A 19,518-nucleotide genomic window follows, 5' to 3' on the forward strand; every position below is an offset into this window, starting at 1 on the left:
CGCGCCACCCTACCGTTGCCCCCCCGAGGAACCATTGTGGATCACGAACTGTTCAACCGCAGCCAGTTCGATGTCGATCTGGCTGCCGCCCGCAGCCCGGCCCGCGTTTTCAAGAAGGCATTGCAGCACGCCGACGCCGTACTCAAGGCCCGTTTCGAGGGTCAGCGCGACATCCACAAACTGATCCACGACCGCGCCTGGTTGACCGACCAGATTCTCTCCCAGGCCTGGGCGAGCCTGGATTGCCCGCTGGACAGCGACATCGCCCTGCTCGCCGTGGGCGGCTACGGACGCGGTGAGCTGCATCCGCATTCGGATATCGACCTCTTGATCCTGCTGCGCGACGGCAGCGCCGGCGAGCGCTACCACGAGGCCATCAGCCGCTTCCTGACCCTGCTCTGGGATATCGGCCTGGCCGTCGGCCACAGCGTGCGCAGCATCAGCGAGTGCCAGCAGGAAGCGCGCTCGGACGTGACCGTGATCACCAACCTGATGGAGTCGCGCCTGCTGGTCGGCGACAGCCAGCTGCGTCAGGAGATGGTCGACGCCCTGGGGCCCGACCACATGTGGACCAGCGCCGAGTTCTTCCGCGCCAAGCGCGCCGAGCAGCACGCCCGGCATGCCAAGTTCAACGACACCGAGTACAACCTCGAGCCCAACGTCAAGAGCTCCCCCGGCGGCCTGCGCGACATCCAGACCATCGGCTGGGTGGCGCTGCGCCACTTCGGTACCAATGACCTGCGCCAGCTGGTCGAACAGGGTTTTCTCAACGAGTCCGAGTACAGCCTGCTGACCAGCGGCCGGGCCTTCCTCTGGCAGGTACGCTTTGCCCTGCACATCCTTGCCGGGCGCGCCGAGGACCGGCTGCTGTTCGACCACCAGCGGGCCCTGGCCCGGATGTTCGGCTTCGAGGACAACGATGCCAAGCTGGCGGTCGAGCGCTTCATGCAGAAGTACTACCGGATAGTGATGTCCCTGTCCGAGCTCAATGACCTGCTGATGCAGCATTTCGAGGAGATACTGCTGCGTGATGCCGAGGCGGCGGAGATCCAGCCGCTCAATGCCCGCTTCCAGGTGCGCAACCACTATATCGAGGTGACCCACCCGCAGGTGTTCAAGCGCACGCCCTTTGCGCTGATGGAAATCTTCGTGCTGATGGCCCAGCACAAGGAAATCCGCGGCGTGCGGGCCGACACCATCCGCCTGCTGCGCGACCACCGCCACCTGATCGATGACGCCTTCCGCAGCGACATCCGCAACACCAGCCTGTTCATCGAGCTGTTGCGCTGCCGCGAGGGCATCCACCGCAATCTGCGGCGGATGAACCGCTACGGCATCCTCGGCCGCTACCTGCCGGAATTCGGCCGCATCATCGGCCAGATGCAACACGACCTGTTCCACATCTATACGGTCGATGCGCACACCCTCAACCTGATCAAGCACCTGCGCAAGCTGGGTCGCCCGGACTTCCAGGAGAAGTACCCGCTGGCCTGGAAGATCTTCTGCCGCCTGCCCAAGCCCGACCTGCTGTATATCGCCGGTCTGTACCACGACATTGCCAAGGGCCGCGGCGGCGATCACTCCGAGCTGGGCGCGGTGGATGCGGCCAATTTCTGTCAGCGTCACCAGCTGCCGGCCTGGGATACGCACCTGGTCTGCTGGCTGGTGGAGAACCACCTGCTGATGTCCACCACCGCCCAGCGCAAGGACATCTCCGACCCCGAGGTGATCCACGACTTCGCGCTGAAGATGGGCAACCAGGTGCGCCTGGACTATCTGTACGTGCTGACCATCGCCGACATCAACGCGACCAACCCGAACCTGTGGAACTCCTGGCGCGCGTCCCTGCTGCGCCAGCTGTACGCCGAGACCAAGCGCGCCCTGCGCCGCGGTCTGGACAATCCGCCGAACCGGGCCGAGCAGATTGCCGACACCCAGCGCGCTGCCATGGACATCATGGTGCGCAACGGCATCGACGAGGACGATATCGAGAACCTCTGGGACCAGCTCGATGAGGGTTACTTCCTGCGCCATACCGCCAGCGACATCGCCTGGCAGACCGAGGCCATACTGCAGCATCCGCAGCACCGTGGCCCCCTGGTGCTGGTCAAGGAAACCGCCCAGGGCGAATACGAGGGTGCCACCCAGATCTTCCTCTATACCCCCGAGCAGCACGACCTGTTCGCGGTGACAGCGGCGGCCATGGACCAGCTCAACCTGAGCATTCAGGACGCCCGGGTGATCACCGCCAACCACATCAATCTGGGCACCTATATCGTACTGGACGCCGACGGTGGCCCGATCGGCGACAATCCCGGCCGCATCCGCGAGATCAAGAGCGAATTGAGCGAGGCGCTGTCCGACCCGGATGCCTACCCGGCGATCATCCAGCGGCGGGTGCCGCGCCAGCTCAAGCACTTCGCCTTCGCCCCCGAGGTCACCATCTTCACCGACCACGGCGGCCAGCACACCATCCTCGAACTCAGCGCCCCCGACCGACCGGGGCTGCTGGCGAAAATGGGAAAAATATTTCTCGATTTCGACATCAGCGTGCAAAATGCACGCATCGTCACGCTGGGTGAGCGTGTGGATGATGTTTTCGTACTGACCGATGCGGACAACCAGCCCCTGTCCGATCCCCAGCTGTGCCAGCGCCTGCAGAGCACCGTCATTCGTACTCTCAGCTACAACATCGACCAACCGGATCACGATCCGCCATTGAGCATGGATATCTGAGCATGAACAGCGACCTGCAACTGCTGCAGCCCTACCCCTTCGAGAAGCTGCGGGCGTTGCTCGCGGGCGCGGTCGGCAATCCCGACCTGAGTCCGGTGTCGCTGTCCATCGGTGAACCCAAGCACGAGGCTCCCGGCTTCGTGCTGGATACCCTGGCCCGGGAGATGGGCCAGTATTCGGTCTACCCCACCACCGCCGGCGTGCCTGCCCTGCGTCAGGCCATAGTGGACTGGCTGAACCGGCGTTTTGCCGTGCCTGCCGGCTGGCTGGATGCCGACCGTCATGTACTGCCGGTGACCGGTACCCGCGAGGCCCTGTTCTCCTTTACCCAGGCTCTGGTGCAACGCGACCCCGACGCCCTGGTGCTCAGCCCCAACCCCTTCTATCAGATCTATGAAGGTGCGGCGCTGCTGGCCGGCGCCCAGCCCCAATACCTGGCCTGCACGGCGGACAACGGTTTCATCCCCGATTTCGATCAGGTACCTGCCGAGGTCTGGCGACGCTGCCAGCTGCTGTTCCTCTGCTCACCGGGCAACCCCACCGGCGCGGTGATTCCGCTTGAAACCCTGCAGAAGCTGATTCGCCTGGCTGATGAACATGACTTCGTGATCGCCTCGGACGAGTGCTACAGCGAGATCCATCACCCCGAGCAGGCGCCGCCGCCGGGTCTGCTGCAGGCCTGCGCCGCCATGGGCCGGGAGGACTTCGCCCGCTGTGTGGTATTTCACAGCCTGTCCAAGCGCTCCAACCTGCCGGGCCTGCGTTCCGGCTTTGTCGCCGGTGATGCCGCCCTGCTGGCACCCTACCTGACCTACCGCACCTATCACGGTTGCGCCATGCCGCTGCCGACCCAGCTGGCCAGCATCGTCGCCTGGCAGGACGAGGTCCATGTGCAGGCCAACCGCGAGCTGTACCGGCGCAAGTTCGACGCCGTGCTGGATATCCTCGGCGACGTGATGGATGTCCAGCGCCCCGATGCCGGCTTCTACCTGTGGCCGGCCACCCCGATAGACGATGAGAGTTTTACCCGGCGCCTGCTGATCGAGCAGAACGTGGCGGTGCTGCCGGGCAGCTACCTGTCCCGAGACATCGACGGATTCAACCCCGGTGCCGGGCGCCTGCGCCTGGCCCTGGTCGCGCCGCCGGATGATTGCATCGAGGCCGCGCAACGTATCCGCACCTTTATCCGGAGTCTGTAGAGAGATGATTACCCTGTACGGCATCAAGGCCTGTGACACCATGAAGAAAGCCCGCACCTGGCTGGACGAGCATGGTATCGACTACCACTTCCATGACTACAAGAAGGAAGGCATTGACGCCGAACGTCTGCGTAGCTGGTGCGATGAGCACGGCTGGGAAAAGATCCTGAACCGCCAGGGCACCACCTTCCGCAAGCTCGATGATGCGGACAAGCAGGACCTGGATCAGGACAAGGCCATTGCGCTGATGCAGGCCAACCCCTCGATGATAAAAAGACCGGTACTGGATATCGGCCCACGGCGTCTGGTCGGCTTCAAGCCCGAGCTGTACGCCACTGCCTTTTGAATCCACGCACGAAGGACCCACTACCGATGAGCAACCATTTCAGTCTTGCTCTGGGCATCGGCACCCAGAATCTGGCCGGCGACTGGCTGGAGGTGTACTACCCCAACCCCATCCTCCATCCGGAGCCGGCACTGGTCGCGGTATTCGCCGAGCAGCTCGGCTACACCGGCGGCAATCAGGCCATTGCCCTGTCCACCAGTCAGTGCGCCGCACTGGGTAAAGCCCTCCGTGATGCTGGCTTTGCCGAGCCCGGCGCATTGGCCGAGCAGCTTCAACACAGCAGCCGCCCGCTGGTGGTCACCCTGCTGGAGACCGATGACGCCCCGATCACCACTCCCGGTGCCTACCTCAAGCTGCACCTGCTGTCGCACCGTCTGGTCAAGCCCCACGAAGTGGTGCTGGCCGGTCTGTTCCCGCTGCTGCCGAATGTCGCCTGGACCAACCAGGGCGCCATCGACATCCAGGAGCTTCCCCAGCGCCAGCTGCAGGCGCGCCTGCGCGGCGAGGACCTGCAGGTGTTCAGCGTCGACAAGTTCCCGATCATGACCAACTACGTGGTGCCCACCGGCGTGCGCATCGCCGACACCGCGCGGGTTCGCCTGGGGGCCTACATTGGCGAAGGCACTACCGTCATGCACGAAGGCTTCATCAACTTCAATGCCGGTACCGCCGGGACCAGCATGGTGGAAGGCCGCATTTCCGCCGGGGTGTTCGTCGGCAAGGGCTCGGACCTGGGCGGCGGCTGCTCGACCATGGGCACCCTGTCCGGTGGCGGCAATATCGTCATCTCGGTGGGTGAAGGCTGCCTCATCGGTGCCAACGCCGGTATCGGCATTCCGCTGGGCGACCGCTGCACCGTGGAAGCCGGTCTCTACATCACCGCGGGCCTCAAGGTCGCGCTGCTGGATGAGCACGACAACCAGATCGGCATCGTCAAGGCGCGGGAGCTGGCCAACCAGCCGGATCTGCTGTTCCGCCGCAACTCGCAGACCGGTGCCATCGAGTGCAAGACCAACAAGAGCGCCATCGCGCTCAACGAGATGCTGCACGCACACAACTGAGCCTGACAGCCATCCCCGGGGCGTGGCGCAGATGTGCTGCGCCCTGCTCGCTCAGCGCAGCAAGCGCTCCACCGCTCTGGATGCAGCCACCATGCCGAAGGTGGCCGTGACCATGGTCACCGAACCGAAGCCGCCGGAACAGTCCAGCTTGACCCCTTCCCCGACAAAGCTCTTCTGCTGGCATACCGAGCCATCCGGCTTGGGGTAGCGCAGTTGCTCCAGGGAATAGACGCAGGGCACGCCGAAGCTGCGCTTGCTCTCGGCGCGGGGGAAATTGTGGTCGCGGCGCAGCAGGGAGCGGGCCTTGGCCGCCAGCGGATCGTTGACTGTCTTCGACAGGTCGGCCACGCGGATCTGGGTGGGGTCTATCTGGCCACCGGCGCCGCCCGTGGTGACGATGGCAATGCGCTGGCGCCGGCACCAGGCGATCAGCGCCACCTTGGACGCCACGCTGTCGATGCAGTCCACCACACAGTCGATGTCCGGGGTGATGTACTCGGCCAGGGTGTCCGGGGTGACAAAGCCCATCATCGGTCGCACCTCGCAGGCCGGGTTGATGGCGCGGATGCGTTCGGTCATCACCTCGACCTTGAGCCGTCCTATGTTGCCCGCCATGGCCGGCAGCTGCCGGTTGGTATTGGTGACGCAGATGTCATCCATGTCGATCAGGGTGATGCGGCCGATGCCGGTGCGCGCCAGCGCCTCGGCCGCCCAGCTGCCGACACCGCCGATACCGACCACGGCCACATGACTGCCCTGCAACCGGGCCAGGGCTTCGGTACCATAGAGTCGCGCTATACCGCCGAAGCGGGGATCATCTGTCGCCATGCCAACCTCGCAATTTTGAAGCGGCACAGTATACCCCAGGTGACCGCTCGCCCCGCGCCACTGCTCAATAAATCACCAGCTCCGGCAAAGCCAACGCCAGTGTGGGCTGGCCCTGCTTATCACAGGCTTATCCACAGACTCATCCACCTGAACTGTGCACAAGCGGGGATGCCAGCGGCGCGCCGCTGTGGGACAATTGCCGGCCGAATCAGAGGTCCAGCATGTCCACCCGATCCCGTCCGCCGCGCCCGGCCCGAGCCGGCCTGCATCCGCGCAACCGTCACCAGGGGCGCTATGATCTGCAGGCGCTGGCACGCGCCTGTCCAACGCTCAGGCCCCATATCATCAGGGCTGCAGACGGGTCGAGCACACTGGACTTCAGTCAGCCTGCCGCCGTGCTGGCGCTGAATCAGGCTCTGCTGCAGGAGCAGTACGGCATCCGCGGCTGGACCCTGCCCGAGGGTTACCTGTGCCCACCGGTGCCCGGCCGCGCCGACTACATCCACGCCCTGGCGGACCTGCTGGGAGCGAGCCACGACGGCAAGATACCCACAGGCGACGGTCTGGTCGGTCTGGACGTGGGCACCGGGGCCAATCTGATCTATCCCCTGCTGGGCCGCAGCGAATACGGCTGGCGCTTTGTCGGAAGCGACATTGACCAGGCCGCCCTGGCCAATGCGGCGCAGATCCTGGCCGCCAACCCGACGCTGACTGTCGGCATCGAACTGCGCCACCAGAGCCGGCCCGAGCACATCTTCGGGGGGCTGGTCGGCGCTGACGAGCGCTTCGATTTCACCCTGTGCAATCCCCCCTTCCATGCCGACCTGGCCGAAGCAACCCGGGGCAGCCAGCGCAAGTGGCGCAATCTCGGCCGAGACACCGATCGGCAACCGCTGCTGAACTTCGGCGGTCGGCACAACGAACTCATGTGTGACGGTGGCGAAGCCGGTTTTCTGTCTCGCATGATTGATCAGAGCGCCGCCATCGCCGGTCAGGTGTTCTGGTTCACCACCCTGGTGTCCCGGGCCGCCAACCTGCCGCCCCTGCGTGCCCGGCTGGCCACACTGCCGGTACGGGATGTGCGGGTAATCCCCATGGGTCAGGGCCAGAAGCAGAGCCGCCTGCTGGCCTGGACCTTCCTCGACAAGAAACAGCGCCGGGCCTGGCGAAGAGCTCGCTGGCCCGCCTGCTAGACCGCCGGAGCCGCGCCGGAAGTACGCAAGCTTTGTTGAACAGCTCCAGCAAGCCGGGGTCACAAATTCTGAACCCACTGTGAATGCTATCTGGAGTCCACTATGTCCATGCTGTCCCACGCACCATGCACGTCCAGAACCCTGTTCACCGCAATGACCCTGAGCGTCGCCGTTTTCGTCACCGGCTGCGCCAGCACCCCGCCACCCACCAGCCAGCTGGCCGTTGCCCAGCAGGCCGTCAATTCCGCTGACACCGCCAGAAGCGCCGAGTTTGCGCCGCTGGAGCTGCGTACCGCGCGGGAGAAACTGCTGCAGGCCGAGCAGGCCAACCTGGAGAAGGATTACGACCGCGCCCGCGAACTGGCTGAGCAGGCGGAGTGGGATGCGCGGGTCGCCGAACGCAAGGCCCAGGCCGAGAAGGCCAAGCGGGGGCTGGAATCGGCCCGTCAAGGCACGCAGGAGCTGCGTGAAGAAAGTCTGCGCCGCGTGCAGTAAGCCAGGCCACCACGAACACTTGCGAGGAGTCATACCATGCGTACTCATCTGACCTTACCCGCCTGCCTGGCCGCCGGCGTGCTGCTCACGGCCTGTGCTTCCAACAAACCCAACCCCCAGCTGGAACAGGTCCGCGCCCAGGTCACCGAACTGCAGAACCATCCCAAGGCCCAGCAGTTTGCGGCCATCGAGACCGAGGAGGCGAAGAAGGCCCTCGGACAGGCGGATTTCGCCTTCAAGGAAGGCGCCAAGGAGCCTGAGGTATCGCACCTGGCCTACCTGACCGAGCGCCGCGTGGAGCTGGCCCGCCAAACCATTGCCCTGCGCACCGCCGAGCAGGAGCTGGAAGGGGTGTCCGAGGAACGCGCCCGCACCCGCCTCGAGGCCCGTGACGAGCAGATCCGCCAGCTCCAGGAACAGCTCAACGCCAAGCAGACCGAGCGTGGCTCGGTGGTGACCTTCGGCAATGTGCTGTTCGATCTGGACAAGGCCGACCTGAAACCCGCGGCCCACAGCGAAGTGCGCAAACTGGCGCAGTTCCTGGAAGAGCACCCGGAGCGCAAGGTGCTGATCGAGGGCTTTACCGACAGTACCGGCTCTGACTCCTACAACCTGCAGCTGTCCCAGGCCCGGGCCGATTCGGTCCGCCATGCCCTGGTCCAGGCGGGGGTGGATGCCAGCCGTATTCAGACCGTGGGACTGGGCAAGGCCCACCCGGTGTCGGACAACAACAGTCCCGCTTCCCGCGCGATGAACCGCCGGGTCGAGGTAACCATTTCCCATGACGACACCAATGTGCCGCGCCGTTGAATCTGACAAGAGGAATCTGACATGCAACATTCATCGCAGAACGTCACCAGTATGGAGCGCAAGCTGTCGATCGCCGGTGGTCTCGGCCTGCTCGCCTGCGGCCTGCGGCATGGTGGCGTAGGTGGCCTGCTGGCGCTGGCCGCCGGTGGCATGGCCCTGTACCGCGGCCTGACCGGACACTGTGAGCTGAAGGAGCGGCTGTGCGAGCGGCACAGCGGCGATGATATCGCCCGCTATGCCCACATGCCCATGGACTCGGAGGTTCGCAGCCCGGACTTCCGCAATCCGGAAACCGGCCTCCCCGACAGCACCCCCATGGGCCACGAGCGCAAGCCCGACACCCCCTGATCGGGTCCGTCACGGCCGGCCACATCTGCTATCATGTGCGCCGATTCCAGATCTGGCCGGCCCCCCATGAGCACATCGCATTCCGACACCCTGACCCTCGCCTGCGAGCTGATTGCCCGCGACTCCACTACCCCGGATGATGCCGGCTGCCAGCAGCTGATGGGCCAGCGCCTGGCCGACTGCGGCTTCACGCTCGAACCCATGCGCTTTGGTGGCGTGGACAACCTCTGGGCTCGCCGTGGTCACGATGGTCCGGTGTTGTGCTTTGCCGGTCATACCGACGTGGTACCCGCCGGGCCGGGCAGCCAGTGGGACACGTCACCCTTCACGCCGGAAATACGCGACGGCATGCTGTATGGCCGCGGCGCGGCGGACATGAAAGGCAGCCTGGCCGCCATGGTGGTAGCGGTAGAGCGCTTCGTTGCGGACTACCCCGCTCATCGCGGCTCCATCGCCTTCCTGATCACCAGCGATGAGGAAGGGCCTGCAGTGGACGGTACCGTACGGGTGGTGGAGACGCTCAGAGAGCGTGGCGAGCAGGTCGACTGGTGCATCGTCGGCGAACCCTCCAGTACCGCACTGGTCGGCGACGTGGTGAAGAATGGCCGGCGCGGCTCGTTGAATGCGCGTCTGCTCATCCGTGGCAAGCAGGGCCATGTCGCCTACCCGCACCTGGCCCGCAATCCCATTCACCTGGCCGCCCCGGCACTGGCCGAGCTGGCCGCCGAGGTCTGGGACCAGGGCAACGAGTTCTTCCCGCCGACCAGCTTCCAGATTTCCAATATCCATTCCGGTACCGGCGCCACCAATGTGGTTCCCGGTGAACTGGAGGCACTGATCAACTTCCGCTTCTCCACCGAATCCACCGTGGATGGCCTGCAGGAGCGGGTGCGCGGTCTTCTCGAGCGCCATGGACTGGACTACCAGCTGGAATGGAACCTGTCGGGCCTGCCCTTCCTCACCGAGCCGGGTGATCTGCTCGACGGCGTACGCGCGGCGATACGCGAGGTGACCGGCCGGGAAACCCAGCCCTCGACCTCAGGCGGGACCTCGGATGGCCGTTTCATCGCCACCCTGGGTACCCAGGTAGTGGAACTGGGGCCGGTCAACGCGACCATCCACCAGGTCAACGAACATGTCAGCGTGGCGGATCTGGATACCCTGACCGAGATCTACTACGCGACGCTGCGCCGGTTGCTTGCCTGATGCCTCAACTGATCTGCCCGCACTGCCATCTGCCGCTGACCGCCAGCGATCGGACCTGGTCCTGCAGCAATGGCCACAGCTATGACCAGGCCCGCCAGGGCTATCTGAACCTGCTGCTGGTGCAGCACAAGAACAGTCGCCAGCCCGGCGATACCCCGACCATGCTGGCGCACCGTCAGGCCTTCCTCGACGGCGGCTACTACCAGCCGGTCAGCGACCGGGTCAACGAGCTGCTGGGGACCGAAGACCCCCGCTCCATTCTGGACATGGGTTGTGGCGAGGGTTACTACACCGACCGCCTGGCCCGCGCCATCCCCACCGCCGACTGCGCCGGGCTGGACATCAGCAAGGAAGCCATCACCAAGGCCTGCCGGCGCAACCGCGGGATCCGCTGGCTGGTGGGTTCCAGCGCCCGCCTGCCGGTTGCCGACGCCAGCGTCGATGCGGCCCTGTGCATATTCAGTCCCTGGTCCTGGCAGGAGTGCCTGCGCGTGCTGCGCCCCGGCGGGCGACTGCTGCTGGTCGGCCCCCATGCCGATCACCTGCTGAGCCTGCGCCAGCAACTGTATGACAGTGTGCATGACACCCCGGAACTGATCCGGAACTTGCCCCCCGAACTGCAGATCGTCGATGATCAGGTACTGCGCTACCCCCTGGAGCTGTCCGCCGAGGCACTGGCCGACCTGATCGGCATGACGCCGCATGGCTGGCGCAGCCGGCCGGAGCGCCAGCAGGCCCTGCTGGAGAGCGGCCTGAGCGGCCTGGAGGTGGTAATGCGTCTGGTCTTGTTGCAACGCTGAGAGGAATCCCTGTGCGCCAACCGGATATCGAGATCTACGTGAAGGAAGACTTCCTCGACGAGCTGACCAGCTGGCTGGAACAGCAGATCGGCCCGCTGCAGCTGGGCGAGTGGAAGGGCAATACCCGGCGCGGCACCCTGCAGGCGGCGCCGCCGGTTCCGCTGATGCTGGTGCGTCGCGCCGCCGGCCGCTGGGCCAGCATCTGGTTCGACAGCGATGCCACCCCCTGGGCCACTGACCTGGAGTGCGCCCGGGCCGTGGCTGCCGGCATCCAGCGGGAAGTGCGCTGTTCGGTGGGCGGCTGGGAGGAGGAACAGGGCGAGGCCGATGCCGACCGCTGGATGAAGGTGACGATCGAGGGCGAGGAAGAATTCATCTGGGCCCAGAAACCCTGATTGGAGTCAGTGCCGGGGCAGTAACCGGTCCGAGCCGATCAGCAGCTCGACCTCACCGGCATCAGGTGGGTAGCAGCGGTGAGCACCGAACTCCCTGGCCAGATCCGCCAGTGCCGGCGTGAAGAATACCGTGGTGTCGCAGTGCAGCCCCTCGAGGCGATGACGCAGGAATACGGCGGTATCCGGTGTGACCACCGGGTACCGCCGTACAAAGGCCTGCCGGATGGCGTCCAATGGCTGAGCGGCCTGCAGGCCGTCCCCCAGTGAACAGCAATACCAGCGTGCCGGGTCGTCAGCACTCAAAGTGCTGCCACGTCCTCGGCCTGCAACCCTTTCTGGCCCTGGGTCACGTTGAACTCGACCTTCTGCCCTTCCACCAGAGTGCGGTGCCCTTCGCCACGAATGGCGCGGAAGTGCACGAACACATCCGGACCCGACTCACGCTGAATGAAGCCAAAGCCCTTGGCATCGTTGAACCATTTAACCGTACCGGTTTGCCGATCAGACATTACCACCTTCTCCACATCACAAATGATTCCCCACCGCCCGGAAAGCCGGAGCGGCGATAGCGACACTCCGTGCAACGTCCATTGGATACCCGGTGCGAAACCTGATGCGGCATTGCGCCCGGCATGGGGAGCGCTGCCGGCAAGCCGGTCATACGCCCCACCTGGAATAATGTTTATAGAGGCCGTGCTTCGATTCTAGCCAAAGTGCGTGCGGCTGCAAGAGGGGGCGATGTGCATTTGCCATCGGATACCCGGTGGCCGGACCATGACCGGCCGGCCATCGGGGCAAGGATGTCAGTCGGATTCGCCGCTGCGCAGCAGGTCCTGACGACGACGGGTGAGATTTTCCATATCGGCCACACCGACCTGGTAGGCCCAGCGCGAATCAGCGTTGACCTGCAGCTCGCTGTCCGCCTCGGCGGCGGTATAGCTGTCGATCAGCAACCAGTAACGCCCCTCGAGGTTGTACAGGCTGGCCTGCAGTTCGCTGCCGGCCCAGGTATCGACCTGCATCTGCAGCATGGGCTCGGGCAGCGCCAGTTCCTCGCGCAGCGCCACGTTCTGCGCACGCAGGTTCACCAGCGCCAGCACCATGCTGTTGATCTGGCGCTCGTTGCCGCCCTGCTCCACATCCGCGCCTTCAAGCTGGAGGTTGTACTCCCCCTCGGCTGCCTTGGACAGCTCCAGGGTTTCGCCGTCGGCGTGCTGCCAGCGGGCCCGGGACACCAGGGTCAGGGGCATGTCCACCACCTGCAGTGACAGCCAGTCCTGCGGGTTGACCGACATGCCGAAGGGGCGGTTGATCAGCAGCACCTGATCGCTGCCGACAAAGCGTACCAGCTGGCCATTGCCGACCCGATTGCCATAGATCACGCCGAAGTCCTCGCCGGCGGCATGCAGTTGCACCTGCAGCGGCGGATGGCTGGCGTCGTCGGTAGCCAGTCCCAGGCGGGCGTGGTGATCGGGGTTGCTGGTCTTCTCCTCGATCACTCGGGCGCCACGCAGGGCATGCAGCAGAGCTGCCAGGCGTTCCTTCTGTACCGGGAAGCCGGCATGGCTGAGCACGCCCCAGTTCCCGTCCAGCAGGGCCAGCTCGACACTGGACTCGCCCTTGCTCAGGGTGATCCGCTCCAGCCCGGCCAGTTGCTGCTGCTGTTCAGGCGACAGCAGCTCGCGGCTGGCCAGCTCGTCGATACGTTCGCTGCTGCGCATCTGCAACGCTACCGCTGTCAGCGCCAGTATCACCAAGACCGCAACGATCAGAATCCTGTTTCGCATCTCCGTCCTCCTAGACAGTACGGCGGCGCATCCGGCCCAGCAGCCACCACAGCAGCACCGCCAGGGTCAGCAGCGCCGGAACCAGTGCAATGTTGATCACCTTCAGCCAGGTGCCCAGACGCTCGATATCCGCGTTCAGCTGGTAGCGCACGTCCCGCAGCTGCTTGCGGATCTCCAGCTTCTGATCGAGGAAGCGCTGGATCTCCTGCTCCTGCTCGGCACTGAGCTCGGTCAGCTGGGTCGGATCCTGGTTCTGCTGCAGCTCGATCAGGCGCTGTTCGGTCTGCTCCAGCTGCTGTTGCAGGCGCATCTCGCTTTCGCGGAAACGGCTTTCAGCCTGGCGCTGCAGATCCTCGACCACGGTGAACGGACGGCTGAAGTTGCCCCGCGACCGCACGCTGATCAGCGCCTCGGAACCGGACAGGTTGTCCAGCGCATTGATCAGGAAGCCACCGTTGTCCGCCCAGGGCTGGGGAATGCGCTGACCGAAGAAGTCCTGCACCTGTACCCACATGCGGTCGGTCAGCAGGTCGGTATCGGCAACCAGCACCACGTTGATGTTGTCCGCCTCGGTCAGCTCGGGCTCGCGCCCTTCCAGCCCCTCGGGGAAGGCGGTACTGGCCGGGCCCTGCAGCCGGGCGGCGAAATGGTGGATCTGCTCGTCGGCGCGGAAGCCCTGCAGCAGGGTCTCCGGATCCTCCAGACGGGTGAAGCGGCTGCCGGGGGTCAGCGCACTGTGGCGGCTGCTGGACAGCAGCGGCTCGAACCGGGTGCTGGCCTCCTCCATCGGCACCAGTGAACCGGCACTGGCCAGGGTCAGCAGCTGCAGCGGTGCGGTGACGGTATCGTCCTCGCTCATGAACTGCTTTTCCACTTCCAGCCAGCCGATGTGACGGGCCGGCAGCTGCCCCTGACCGCGACCCACGGACATGCCCAGGCGCGAATCCAGCACCACCCGCTCGGGGTCATAGGACACGCCCCAGGCCGCCAGCAGCGGAGCCAGATCCGAGGCACGGCCATCGGCCATGCCATCCATCATGGCCTCCATGCTCTGATCCGATTCGGCCACCGGATCGATGAAGGCCATCAGCTTGCCGCCGCGCAGCACGAACTGGTCGATGGCGAACAGGGCCGCCTCGCTGAGGGTCTTGGGATGCACCAGCAGCAGCACATCGATGTCCTCGGGTACGGCGTCGATATCCGCTTCCAGCTCTTCCACGCCGAATACCTGCTGCAGCTGCTCGTAGGCCACCCAGGGCGCCGTGGCCTGACCGCTGAAGGGGTTCATGCCGCCGCCCAGGGGCAGCGCGGAGATCAGGCCGATACGTGGTTTCTCCGGCCGGGCCAGGCTGTTGACCAGCCGGCTGAGCTCGTACTCGAGCAGGCCTTCCTGATCCAGCGCGAAAAAGGGAATGATCTCGCGCTGGGCCAGCTCGTTGGTGCCGGCCAGACCGAAGTACAGCTGTTCACCGGTCTGGGTCAGGGGTACCGCCTGCAGCCCGAACTCGGCGGCGCGGTCCTCGGCCTCGGAGAAGGGTTGCGGGTCGATGATGTGCAGGCGCAGCTTGCCATCGGCTACCCGCTCATACTCCTTGAGCATTTCCTCCACCCGCCGCGCGTAGTTGCGAACCATGACCAGATCCTTGCTGGCGCGCTCGGAGAAGAAGAAGTACAGGGTCACCGGCTCCTCCAGATCACGCAGGATCTTCCGCGTGCCATCGGAAATGGTGTACAGCTTCTGTTCGGTCAGATCCAGCCGTGCCCCGGGCAGCAGGGTGTTGGAGGTGATGTTGAAGGCAATGAAGGCCAGCAACAGGAGCAACAGGCCGGTACCGGAATACATCAGTCGTTTCATGTGCAGTCTCCTTTGCCTCAATCGGCCTTTTTCAGGTCGATGACAATCGCCGTAGCCACCAGCCAGGCCACCATCAGCGAGATGAAATACAACAGGTCACGCAGGTCCAGAACGCCCTTGCTGATGGCATCGAAGCGGATCAGGAAACTGAGTGAGGCAATGGCATCGAGCAGCCACTGGGGCGCCCAGCCGCGGAACAGGTCGAGCACCAGCGGAAAGCCGCTGACGATGAACACGAAGCAGGCCACCACGCTGAGGATGAAGGCGATCACCTGGTTGCGGGTCAGCGCCGACATGCACGAGCCTATGGCCAGATAGCCGCCGGCCAGCAGCCAGCTGCCCAGGTAGCCGGTGAAGATGGCGCCGTTGTCCGGATCACCCAGGTAGTTGACCGTGATGATGATCGGGAAGGTCAGCAGCAGTGCGATGCCGACGAAGACCCAGGCGGCGAGGAACTTGCCCAGCACCATGTCGGCGCGGGACACCGGCAGGGTCATCAGCAGTTCGATGGTGCCGGACTTGCGCTCCTCGGCCCACAGACGCATGGCCACCGCCGGCACCAGGAACAGGTACAGCCAGGGGTGGAAGTTGAAGAAGGGCACCAGATCCGCCTGACCGCCCTCGTAGAACCCACCCAGATAGAAGGTGAAGACGGCGGACAGCACCAGGAAGATGACGATGAAGATATAGGCCAGAGGGGTAGCGAAATAGCTGGCCAGTTCGCGTTTGAAGATCACGTTCAGACTATTCATGCGGCTTCCTCCGCAGTCAGACTGCGGAACACTTCATCCAGGCGTCCGCGCTCGACCGATAGCTCCTTGACTTGCCACTGCTGCTGGCGGGCATGCTCGCCCACTGCCGGGAAAATCACCGCGCCCGGCTCGGCCAGCACGGTCACCTCATGGCCCTCGCGGGCCACTTCCACACCGCTGACGCCGGGCAGCGCCAGCAGCGCGGCAGTGTCCACCGGCTGCTGCAGCAGCAGGGTCACCGCCTGGTGGTAGCGCGAGCGGGCTTCCAGCTCGTCGGGGGTGCCGTCGGCCAGCAGGCGGCCACGGGCAATCACCACGGCCCGGGTGCAGACCGCACTCACTTCTTCGAGGATATGCGTGGAGATCACCACTATCTTGTTGCTGTCGCTGGCCAGCTGCTGGATCAGTCCGCGTACCTGGTGCTTCTGGTTGGGGTCCAGGCCGTCGGTGGGTTCGTCCAGGATCAGGACCCGGGGATCGTGCAGGATGGCCTGGGCCAGACCGACCCGGCGCTTGAAGCCCTTGGACAGGGTATCGATGGTCTGGTGGAGCACGCCCTGAAGCTGCAGCTGCTCCACCGCCCGGTCAACCTGCCGGCGACGGTCCGCGCCGCTCAGGCCACGCACCTGAGCGATGAACTCGAGAAAACCCTTGACCCGCATGTCGCCGTAGCAGGGCGCGCCTTCGGGCAGATACCCCATCTGCCGCTGGGCCTGCAGGGTCTGGGTGCGGATATCGAAACCACAGATGGAGGCGCTGCCGCCATCCGGCGCGAGAAAGCCGGTCAGCATCTTCATGGTGGTGGACTTGCCGGCCCCGTTGGGCCCCAGAAACCCCAGCACCTCCCCCGGTCTTACTTCAAAGGACAAGTTGTCCACGGCGACGTGGTCGCCGAATCGCTTGGTCAGGCTGTTTATCTTTATCATGACCTCTTCCATATCCCCAGTTACCGACACACCGCAAAAAGGCGGTCAAAGGCTGCAAGAATACATGGATTGGCCCGGTGCAGGGAAAGACATTCAAGGCATGATTGAGCATCCATCCCTCCTCCGGCCCTGCGCTTGCCATGCCTGTCGCAAGAACATCCTTGCTGCAGTCTGATATGGGCACGGCATCGCCGGTTTCAAGTTGCCGGCGCGCAGCGGCGAATGTAACAGGGTATTAAAGTGCCTTGCTTAATGGGTAGAATTCCCCGCAAGCCCAGCCAGTCAGAGAGCGTCCATGCCGTCCTCCAACTCCTCCCTGTTCAGTCGCCTGCACTTCGGTTTGATGCGGCGCGCCCTGTACCTGTGGGCCCGGTCGGACTGCATCGGTGATCCGCTGGCGAAGGTGGCTCCCCAGCCGGACACGCCCATTCTCTATGTCCTGCCCGGGCGCTCGCTGTCCGACCTGCTGGTGCTGGACCGCGAATGTGCCCGCCTCGGACTGCCGCGGCCTACCCTGCCGCCGGGCGGTACCCTGGAGGAAGACGCCTCGCACTTTCACCTGACCAGCGAACTGCCCTGGAGCGGCCGCCCCGACCCGCGCAAGCGCTCGCCGCGTCTGCTGCGCGCCCTGACCGCAGTGGAGTTGCGGGTGACCCCGGATGTGCAGCTGGTGCCGGTCAGCGTGTTCTGGGGCCAGTCCCCGGATGTGGAGTCCTCGCCGCTGAAACTGCTGTTCGCCTACAACTGGGGCGTTGGCGGCAAGCTGCGCAAGTTCCTCGCCATCCTGTTGCATGGGCGCAAGATCCGCGTGAGCTTCGGCGAGCCGCTGTCGCTGCGCCAGCTCACCGCCGAGAACCTGGGGCACGACCGCAACCTGCGCAAGGTCAACCGGCTGCTGCGGGTGCATTTCCGCGAGCAGCGCGGTGCCGTGGTCGGCCCCGAGCTGGCGCACCGGGCGACCCTGCTCAAGGGACTGATGCATGGGCCGCTGGTGCGGGCCGCCATCGAACGCGAGGCCGCCGAGGAGAACATCAGCCTCGAACGCGCCCGGGAACGGGCCGCCCGCTACGCCAACGAGATCGCCTCGGACTTCACCTACACCATCATCCGTTTCCTCGAGGTGGTGCTGTCCTGGTTCTGGAACAAGCTGTACGACGGGGTCAAGGTCAACAACCTGGAGAACGTGCAGAACATCGCCCCGGGCAAGGAGATCATCTATGTGCCCTGCCACCGCAGCCACATCGATTACCTGCTGCTGTCCTACCTGCTGTTCCGCAACAGTCTGACGCCGCCACACATCGCCGCCGGCATCAACCTGAACATGCCGGTGATCGGCAACATCCTGCGCCGTGGCGGCGCCTTCTTCATGCGCCGCAGTTTCCGCGGCAACCAGCTGTACACGGCGGTGTTCAACGAATACCTGCACCTGCTGTTCAGCCGTGGCTTCCCGGTGGAGTACTTCATCGAGGGCGGCCGCTCGCGCACAGGTCGCCTGCTCGACCCGCGCACCGGGATGCTCGCCATCACGTTGCGCAGCTACCTGCGCTCCTCACGCCGGCCGATCGTGTTCATGCCGGTGTACATCGGTTACGAACGGGTGCTGGAGGGACGCACCTACCTGGGCGAGCTGCGGGGTCAGGCGAAGAAGAAGGAATCCATCTTCGATCTGTTCCGGGTATTGTCAGCGCTCAAGCTGAAGTTCGGTGAGGTGACGGTGAACTTCGGCGAGCCGGTGGCGCTGACCGAGTTCCTCGACCGGCACCAGCCGGCCTGGCGTCTGCAGCGCGGCGAGCCGGAATACCGCCCGGAATGGCTGCCCGAGGTGACCAACCGCCTGGCCCGCACCCTGGGCGGCTCGATCAATGCCGCAGCCGATGCCAACCCGGTGAATCTGGTCGCCCTGGTGATGCTCTCCACCCGCCGCCTGGCGCTGGACGAAGCCACCCTGGCGCGCACCATAGACACCTTCACCCGCCTGCTGCGCGATACCCCCTACAGCCCCAACGTGACCCTGGCTCCCGGCAGCGGGATGGAGCAGATACGTCACGTGGAGTCCATGGGCATGATCGGCCGGCAATCCGACGCCCTGGGCGAGATTCTCTATCTGGACGAGCCCCAGGCCGTGCTGCTGACCTGGTATCGGAACAATATCCTGCATCTGGTCGCCCTGCCGGCGCTGATCGCCAGTCTGTTCCTCAACAACGCGCGCATGAACCGGGAGCAGATCGAGCGTCTGGTCAGTGCGCTGTATCCCTATCTGCAGGGTGAGCTGTTCATGCACTGGCAGGACGAGGACCTGCCGGCGGTGATACAGCGCTATGTGGACGGGCTGATCGGCTGCGGCCTGCTGCTTGAGGAAGGCGGTCAGATCCACCGTCCGGATACCGCCTCCAGCGAATTCGTGCTGCTGACGCTGCTGGCGCGCAGCATCATCCAGATGCTCGAACGCTTCTACATGGTCGCGGCGTTGCTGCTGAACAACCCCAACGGCAGCCTGACCGCCGAGCAGCTGGAGTCGCTGTGCACCGTGATGGCCCAGCGCCTGTCGATCCTGCATGGCCTCAACGCGCCGGAGTTCTTCGACAAGACCCTGTTCCGCCAGTTCATCCAGCGCCTGCTCGATGAGCAGGTACTCAGCCCGGATGAGGAGGGCCGCCTGCACTATCTGCCGGAGCTGGAGGACATTGCCGAGAACACCGCCCGGCGGGTGCTGAGTGCGGAAATCCGCCTGTCGATACGCCAGGTGGCACGCAGCGCCGGGTAGAATCCGGCGCTGTCAGC

General features: G+C 64.9%; 19 protein-coding genes. 12 read left to right on the forward strand and 7 right to left on the reverse strand.

Going from position 1 to position 19,518, the window contains the following annotated elements:
* Window positions 1-36 precede the first annotated feature (36 nt).
* Genes VF673_RS07930 through dapD form a run of 4 tightly spaced genes read left to right on the forward strand, consistent with a single transcriptional unit; the run spans window position 37 to window position 5,342 of the window.
* A complete protein-coding gene (locus tag VF673_RS07930) occupies window positions 37-2,736 on the forward strand; it encodes a [protein-PII] uridylyltransferase (protein ID WP_440291525.1) in 2,700 nt (899 codons plus the stop codon).
* A gap of 2 nt (window positions 2,737-2,738) precedes the next feature.
* The gene (dapC, locus tag VF673_RS07935; RefSeq protein ID WP_440291526.1) at window positions 2,739-3,935 is read left to right on the forward strand and encodes a succinyldiaminopimelate transaminase; all 1,197 of its coding nucleotides are present in this window, start codon (window positions 2,739-2,741) and stop codon (window positions 3,933-3,935) included.
* A gap of 4 nt (window positions 3,936-3,939) precedes the next feature.
* Entirely contained in the window at window positions 3,940-4,281 is a 342-nt protein-coding gene (locus VF673_RS07940; RefSeq protein WP_440291527.1) for an ArsC family reductase, read from the forward strand.
* A gap of 26 nt (window positions 4,282-4,307) precedes the next feature.
* A complete protein-coding gene (gene dapD, locus VF673_RS07945; RefSeq protein ID WP_090536215.1) occupies window positions 4,308-5,342 on the forward strand; it encodes a 2,3,4,5-tetrahydropyridine-2,6-dicarboxylate N-succinyltransferase in 1,035 nt (344 codons plus the stop codon).
* Between the two features lie 51 nt (window positions 5,343-5,393).
* Here dapD and tcdA read toward each other — a convergent pair whose 3' ends face one another.
* Complete coding sequence (gene tcdA / locus VF673_RS07950; RefSeq protein ID WP_440291528.1) at window positions 5,394-6,170, reverse strand: tRNA cyclic N6-threonylcarbamoyladenosine(37) synthase TcdA; 777 nt, start codon at window positions 6,168-6,170, stop codon at window positions 5,394-5,396.
* Between the two features lie 221 nt (window positions 6,171-6,391).
* Between tcdA and rlmF the strand changes: the two genes are divergently transcribed.
* The 7 genes from rlmF to VF673_RS07985 all read left to right on the forward strand — a co-directional run bounded on the left by rlmF (window position 6,392) and on the right by VF673_RS07985 (window position 11,417).
* Window positions 6,392-7,363, forward strand: a complete 972-nt coding sequence (rlmF, locus tag VF673_RS07955; RefSeq protein ID WP_440291529.1) for a 23S rRNA (adenine(1618)-N(6))-methyltransferase RlmF — start codon at window positions 6,392-6,394, stop codon at window positions 7,361-7,363.
* Window positions 7,364-7,465: 102 nt separating this feature from the next.
* Complete coding sequence (locus tag VF673_RS07960; protein WP_440291530.1) at window positions 7,466-7,858, forward strand: DUF4398 domain-containing protein; 393 nt, start codon at window positions 7,466-7,468, stop codon at window positions 7,856-7,858.
* A gap of 36 nt (window positions 7,859-7,894) precedes the next feature.
* Window positions 7,895-8,668, forward strand: coding sequence for an OmpA family protein (locus VF673_RS07965; RefSeq protein ID WP_440291531.1), 774 nt, complete (start codon window positions 7,895-7,897; stop codon window positions 8,666-8,668).
* 21 nt (window positions 8,669-8,689) lie between these two features.
* Window positions 8,690-9,016 carry a YgaP-like transmembrane domain gene (locus VF673_RS07970; RefSeq protein ID WP_440291532.1) on the forward strand — a complete coding sequence of 109 codons (327 nt, stop codon included), beginning with the start codon at window positions 8,690-8,692 and terminating at the stop codon, window positions 9,014-9,016.
* Between the two features lie 66 nt (window positions 9,017-9,082).
* Window positions 9,083-10,222, forward strand: a complete 1,140-nt coding sequence (gene dapE, locus VF673_RS07975) for a succinyl-diaminopimelate desuccinylase (protein ID WP_440291533.1) — start codon at window positions 9,083-9,085, stop codon at window positions 10,220-10,222.
* Window positions 10,222-11,022 (forward strand): putative RNA methyltransferase, encoded by an 801-nt coding sequence (locus VF673_RS07980; protein ID WP_440291534.1) that lies wholly within the window; start codon window positions 10,222-10,224, stop codon window positions 11,020-11,022. Before dapE ends, VF673_RS07980 begins: the two co-directional genes overlap by 1 nt.
* 11 nt (window positions 11,023-11,033) lie before the next feature.
* Window positions 11,034-11,417: a hypothetical protein gene (locus VF673_RS07985; protein WP_440291535.1), complete on the forward strand. Its 384-nt coding sequence runs from the start codon at window positions 11,034-11,036 to the stop codon at window positions 11,415-11,417.
* A 6-nt stretch (window positions 11,418-11,423) separates the two neighbouring features.
* Here VF673_RS07985 and VF673_RS07990 read toward each other — a convergent pair whose 3' ends face one another.
* The 6 genes from VF673_RS07990 to VF673_RS08015 form a co-directional block, all read right to left on the reverse strand.
* The gene (locus VF673_RS07990) at window positions 11,424-11,720 is read right to left on the reverse strand and encodes a hypothetical protein (protein WP_143084127.1); all 297 of its coding nucleotides are present in this window, start codon (window positions 11,718-11,720) and stop codon (window positions 11,424-11,426) included.
* A complete protein-coding gene (locus VF673_RS07995; protein ID WP_090536201.1) occupies window positions 11,717-11,926 on the reverse strand; it encodes a cold-shock protein in 210 nt (69 codons plus the stop codon). Before VF673_RS07995 ends, VF673_RS07990 begins: the two co-directional genes overlap by 4 nt.
* A 294-nt stretch (window positions 11,927-12,220) precedes the next feature.
* The gene (locus VF673_RS08000) at window positions 12,221-13,204 is read right to left on the reverse strand and encodes a DUF4340 domain-containing protein (RefSeq protein WP_440291536.1); all 984 of its coding nucleotides are present in this window, start codon (window positions 13,202-13,204) and stop codon (window positions 12,221-12,223) included.
* 10 nt (window positions 13,205-13,214) lie between these two features.
* A complete protein-coding gene (locus VF673_RS08005; protein ID WP_440291537.1) occupies window positions 13,215-15,059 on the reverse strand; it encodes a GldG family protein in 1,845 nt (614 codons plus the stop codon).
* A 17-nt stretch (window positions 15,060-15,076) separates the two neighbouring features.
* Complete coding sequence (locus VF673_RS08010; RefSeq protein ID WP_090536195.1) at window positions 15,077-15,811, reverse strand: ABC transporter permease subunit; 735 nt, start codon at window positions 15,809-15,811, stop codon at window positions 15,077-15,079.
* Window positions 15,808-16,737, reverse strand: a complete 930-nt coding sequence (locus tag VF673_RS08015) for an ABC transporter ATP-binding protein (RefSeq protein ID WP_440291538.1) — start codon at window positions 16,735-16,737, stop codon at window positions 15,808-15,810. Before VF673_RS08015 ends, VF673_RS08010 begins: the two co-directional genes overlap by 4 nt.
* Window positions 16,738-17,032: 295 nt before the next feature.
* On the opposite strand from VF673_RS08015, the gene plsB reads away from it, so the two are divergent.
* A complete protein-coding gene (gene plsB, locus VF673_RS08020) occupies window positions 17,033-19,501 on the forward strand; it encodes a glycerol-3-phosphate 1-O-acyltransferase PlsB (protein WP_440291539.1) in 2,469 nt (822 codons plus the stop codon).
* Window positions 19,502-19,518: the final 17 nt, after the last annotated feature.

This window comes from Halopseudomonas sp. Lyrl_26, from assembly GCF_051948695.1.
Classification (GTDB): Bacteria; Pseudomonadota; Gammaproteobacteria; order Pseudomonadales; family Pseudomonadaceae; genus Halopseudomonas; species Halopseudomonas formosensis.

Coding starts and splice junctions, on each gene's coding strand:
- tcdA (WP_440291528.1), bottom strand. CDS start 6,170: ATGGCGACAGATGATCCCCGCTTCGGCGGTATAGCGCGACTCTATGGT.
- VF673_RS07940 (WP_440291527.1), top strand. CDS start 3,940: ATGATTACCCTGTACGGCATCAAGGCCTGTGACACCATGAAGAAAGCC.
- VF673_RS08000 (WP_440291536.1), bottom strand. CDS start 13,204: ATGCGAAACAGGATTCTGATCGTTGCGGTCTTGGTGATACTGGCGCTG.
- VF673_RS07995 (WP_090536201.1), bottom strand. CDS start 11,926: ATGTCTGATCGGCAAACCGGTACGGTTAAATGGTTCAACGATGCCAAG.
- VF673_RS08010 (WP_090536195.1), bottom strand. CDS start 15,811: ATGAATAGTCTGAACGTGATCTTCAAACGCGAACTGGCCAGCTATTTC.
- dapE (WP_440291533.1), top strand. CDS start 9,083: ATGAGCACATCGCATTCCGACACCCTGACCCTCGCCTGCGAGCTGATT.
- VF673_RS08005 (WP_440291537.1), bottom strand. CDS start 15,059: ATGAAACGACTGATGTATTCCGGTACCGGCCTGTTGCTCCTGTTGCTG.
- VF673_RS08015 (WP_440291538.1), bottom strand. CDS start 16,737: ATGATAAAGATAAACAGCCTGACCAAGCGATTCGGCGACCACGTCGCC.
- VF673_RS07970 (WP_440291532.1), top strand. CDS start 8,690: ATGCAACATTCATCGCAGAACGTCACCAGTATGGAGCGCAAGCTGTCG.
- dapD (WP_090536215.1), top strand. CDS start 4,308: ATGAGCAACCATTTCAGTCTTGCTCTGGGCATCGGCACCCAGAATCTG.
- VF673_RS07965 (WP_440291531.1), top strand. CDS start 7,895: ATGCGTACTCATCTGACCTTACCCGCCTGCCTGGCCGCCGGCGTGCTG.
- VF673_RS07960 (WP_440291530.1), top strand. CDS start 7,466: ATGTCCATGCTGTCCCACGCACCATGCACGTCCAGAACCCTGTTCACC.
- plsB (WP_440291539.1), top strand. CDS start 17,033: ATGCCGTCCTCCAACTCCTCCCTGTTCAGTCGCCTGCACTTCGGTTTG.
- dapC (WP_440291526.1), top strand. CDS start 2,739: ATGAACAGCGACCTGCAACTGCTGCAGCCCTACCCCTTCGAGAAGCTG.
- rlmF (WP_440291529.1), top strand. CDS start 6,392: ATGTCCACCCGATCCCGTCCGCCGCGCCCGGCCCGAGCCGGCCTGCAT.
- VF673_RS07980 (WP_440291534.1), top strand. CDS start 10,222: ATGCCTCAACTGATCTGCCCGCACTGCCATCTGCCGCTGACCGCCAGC.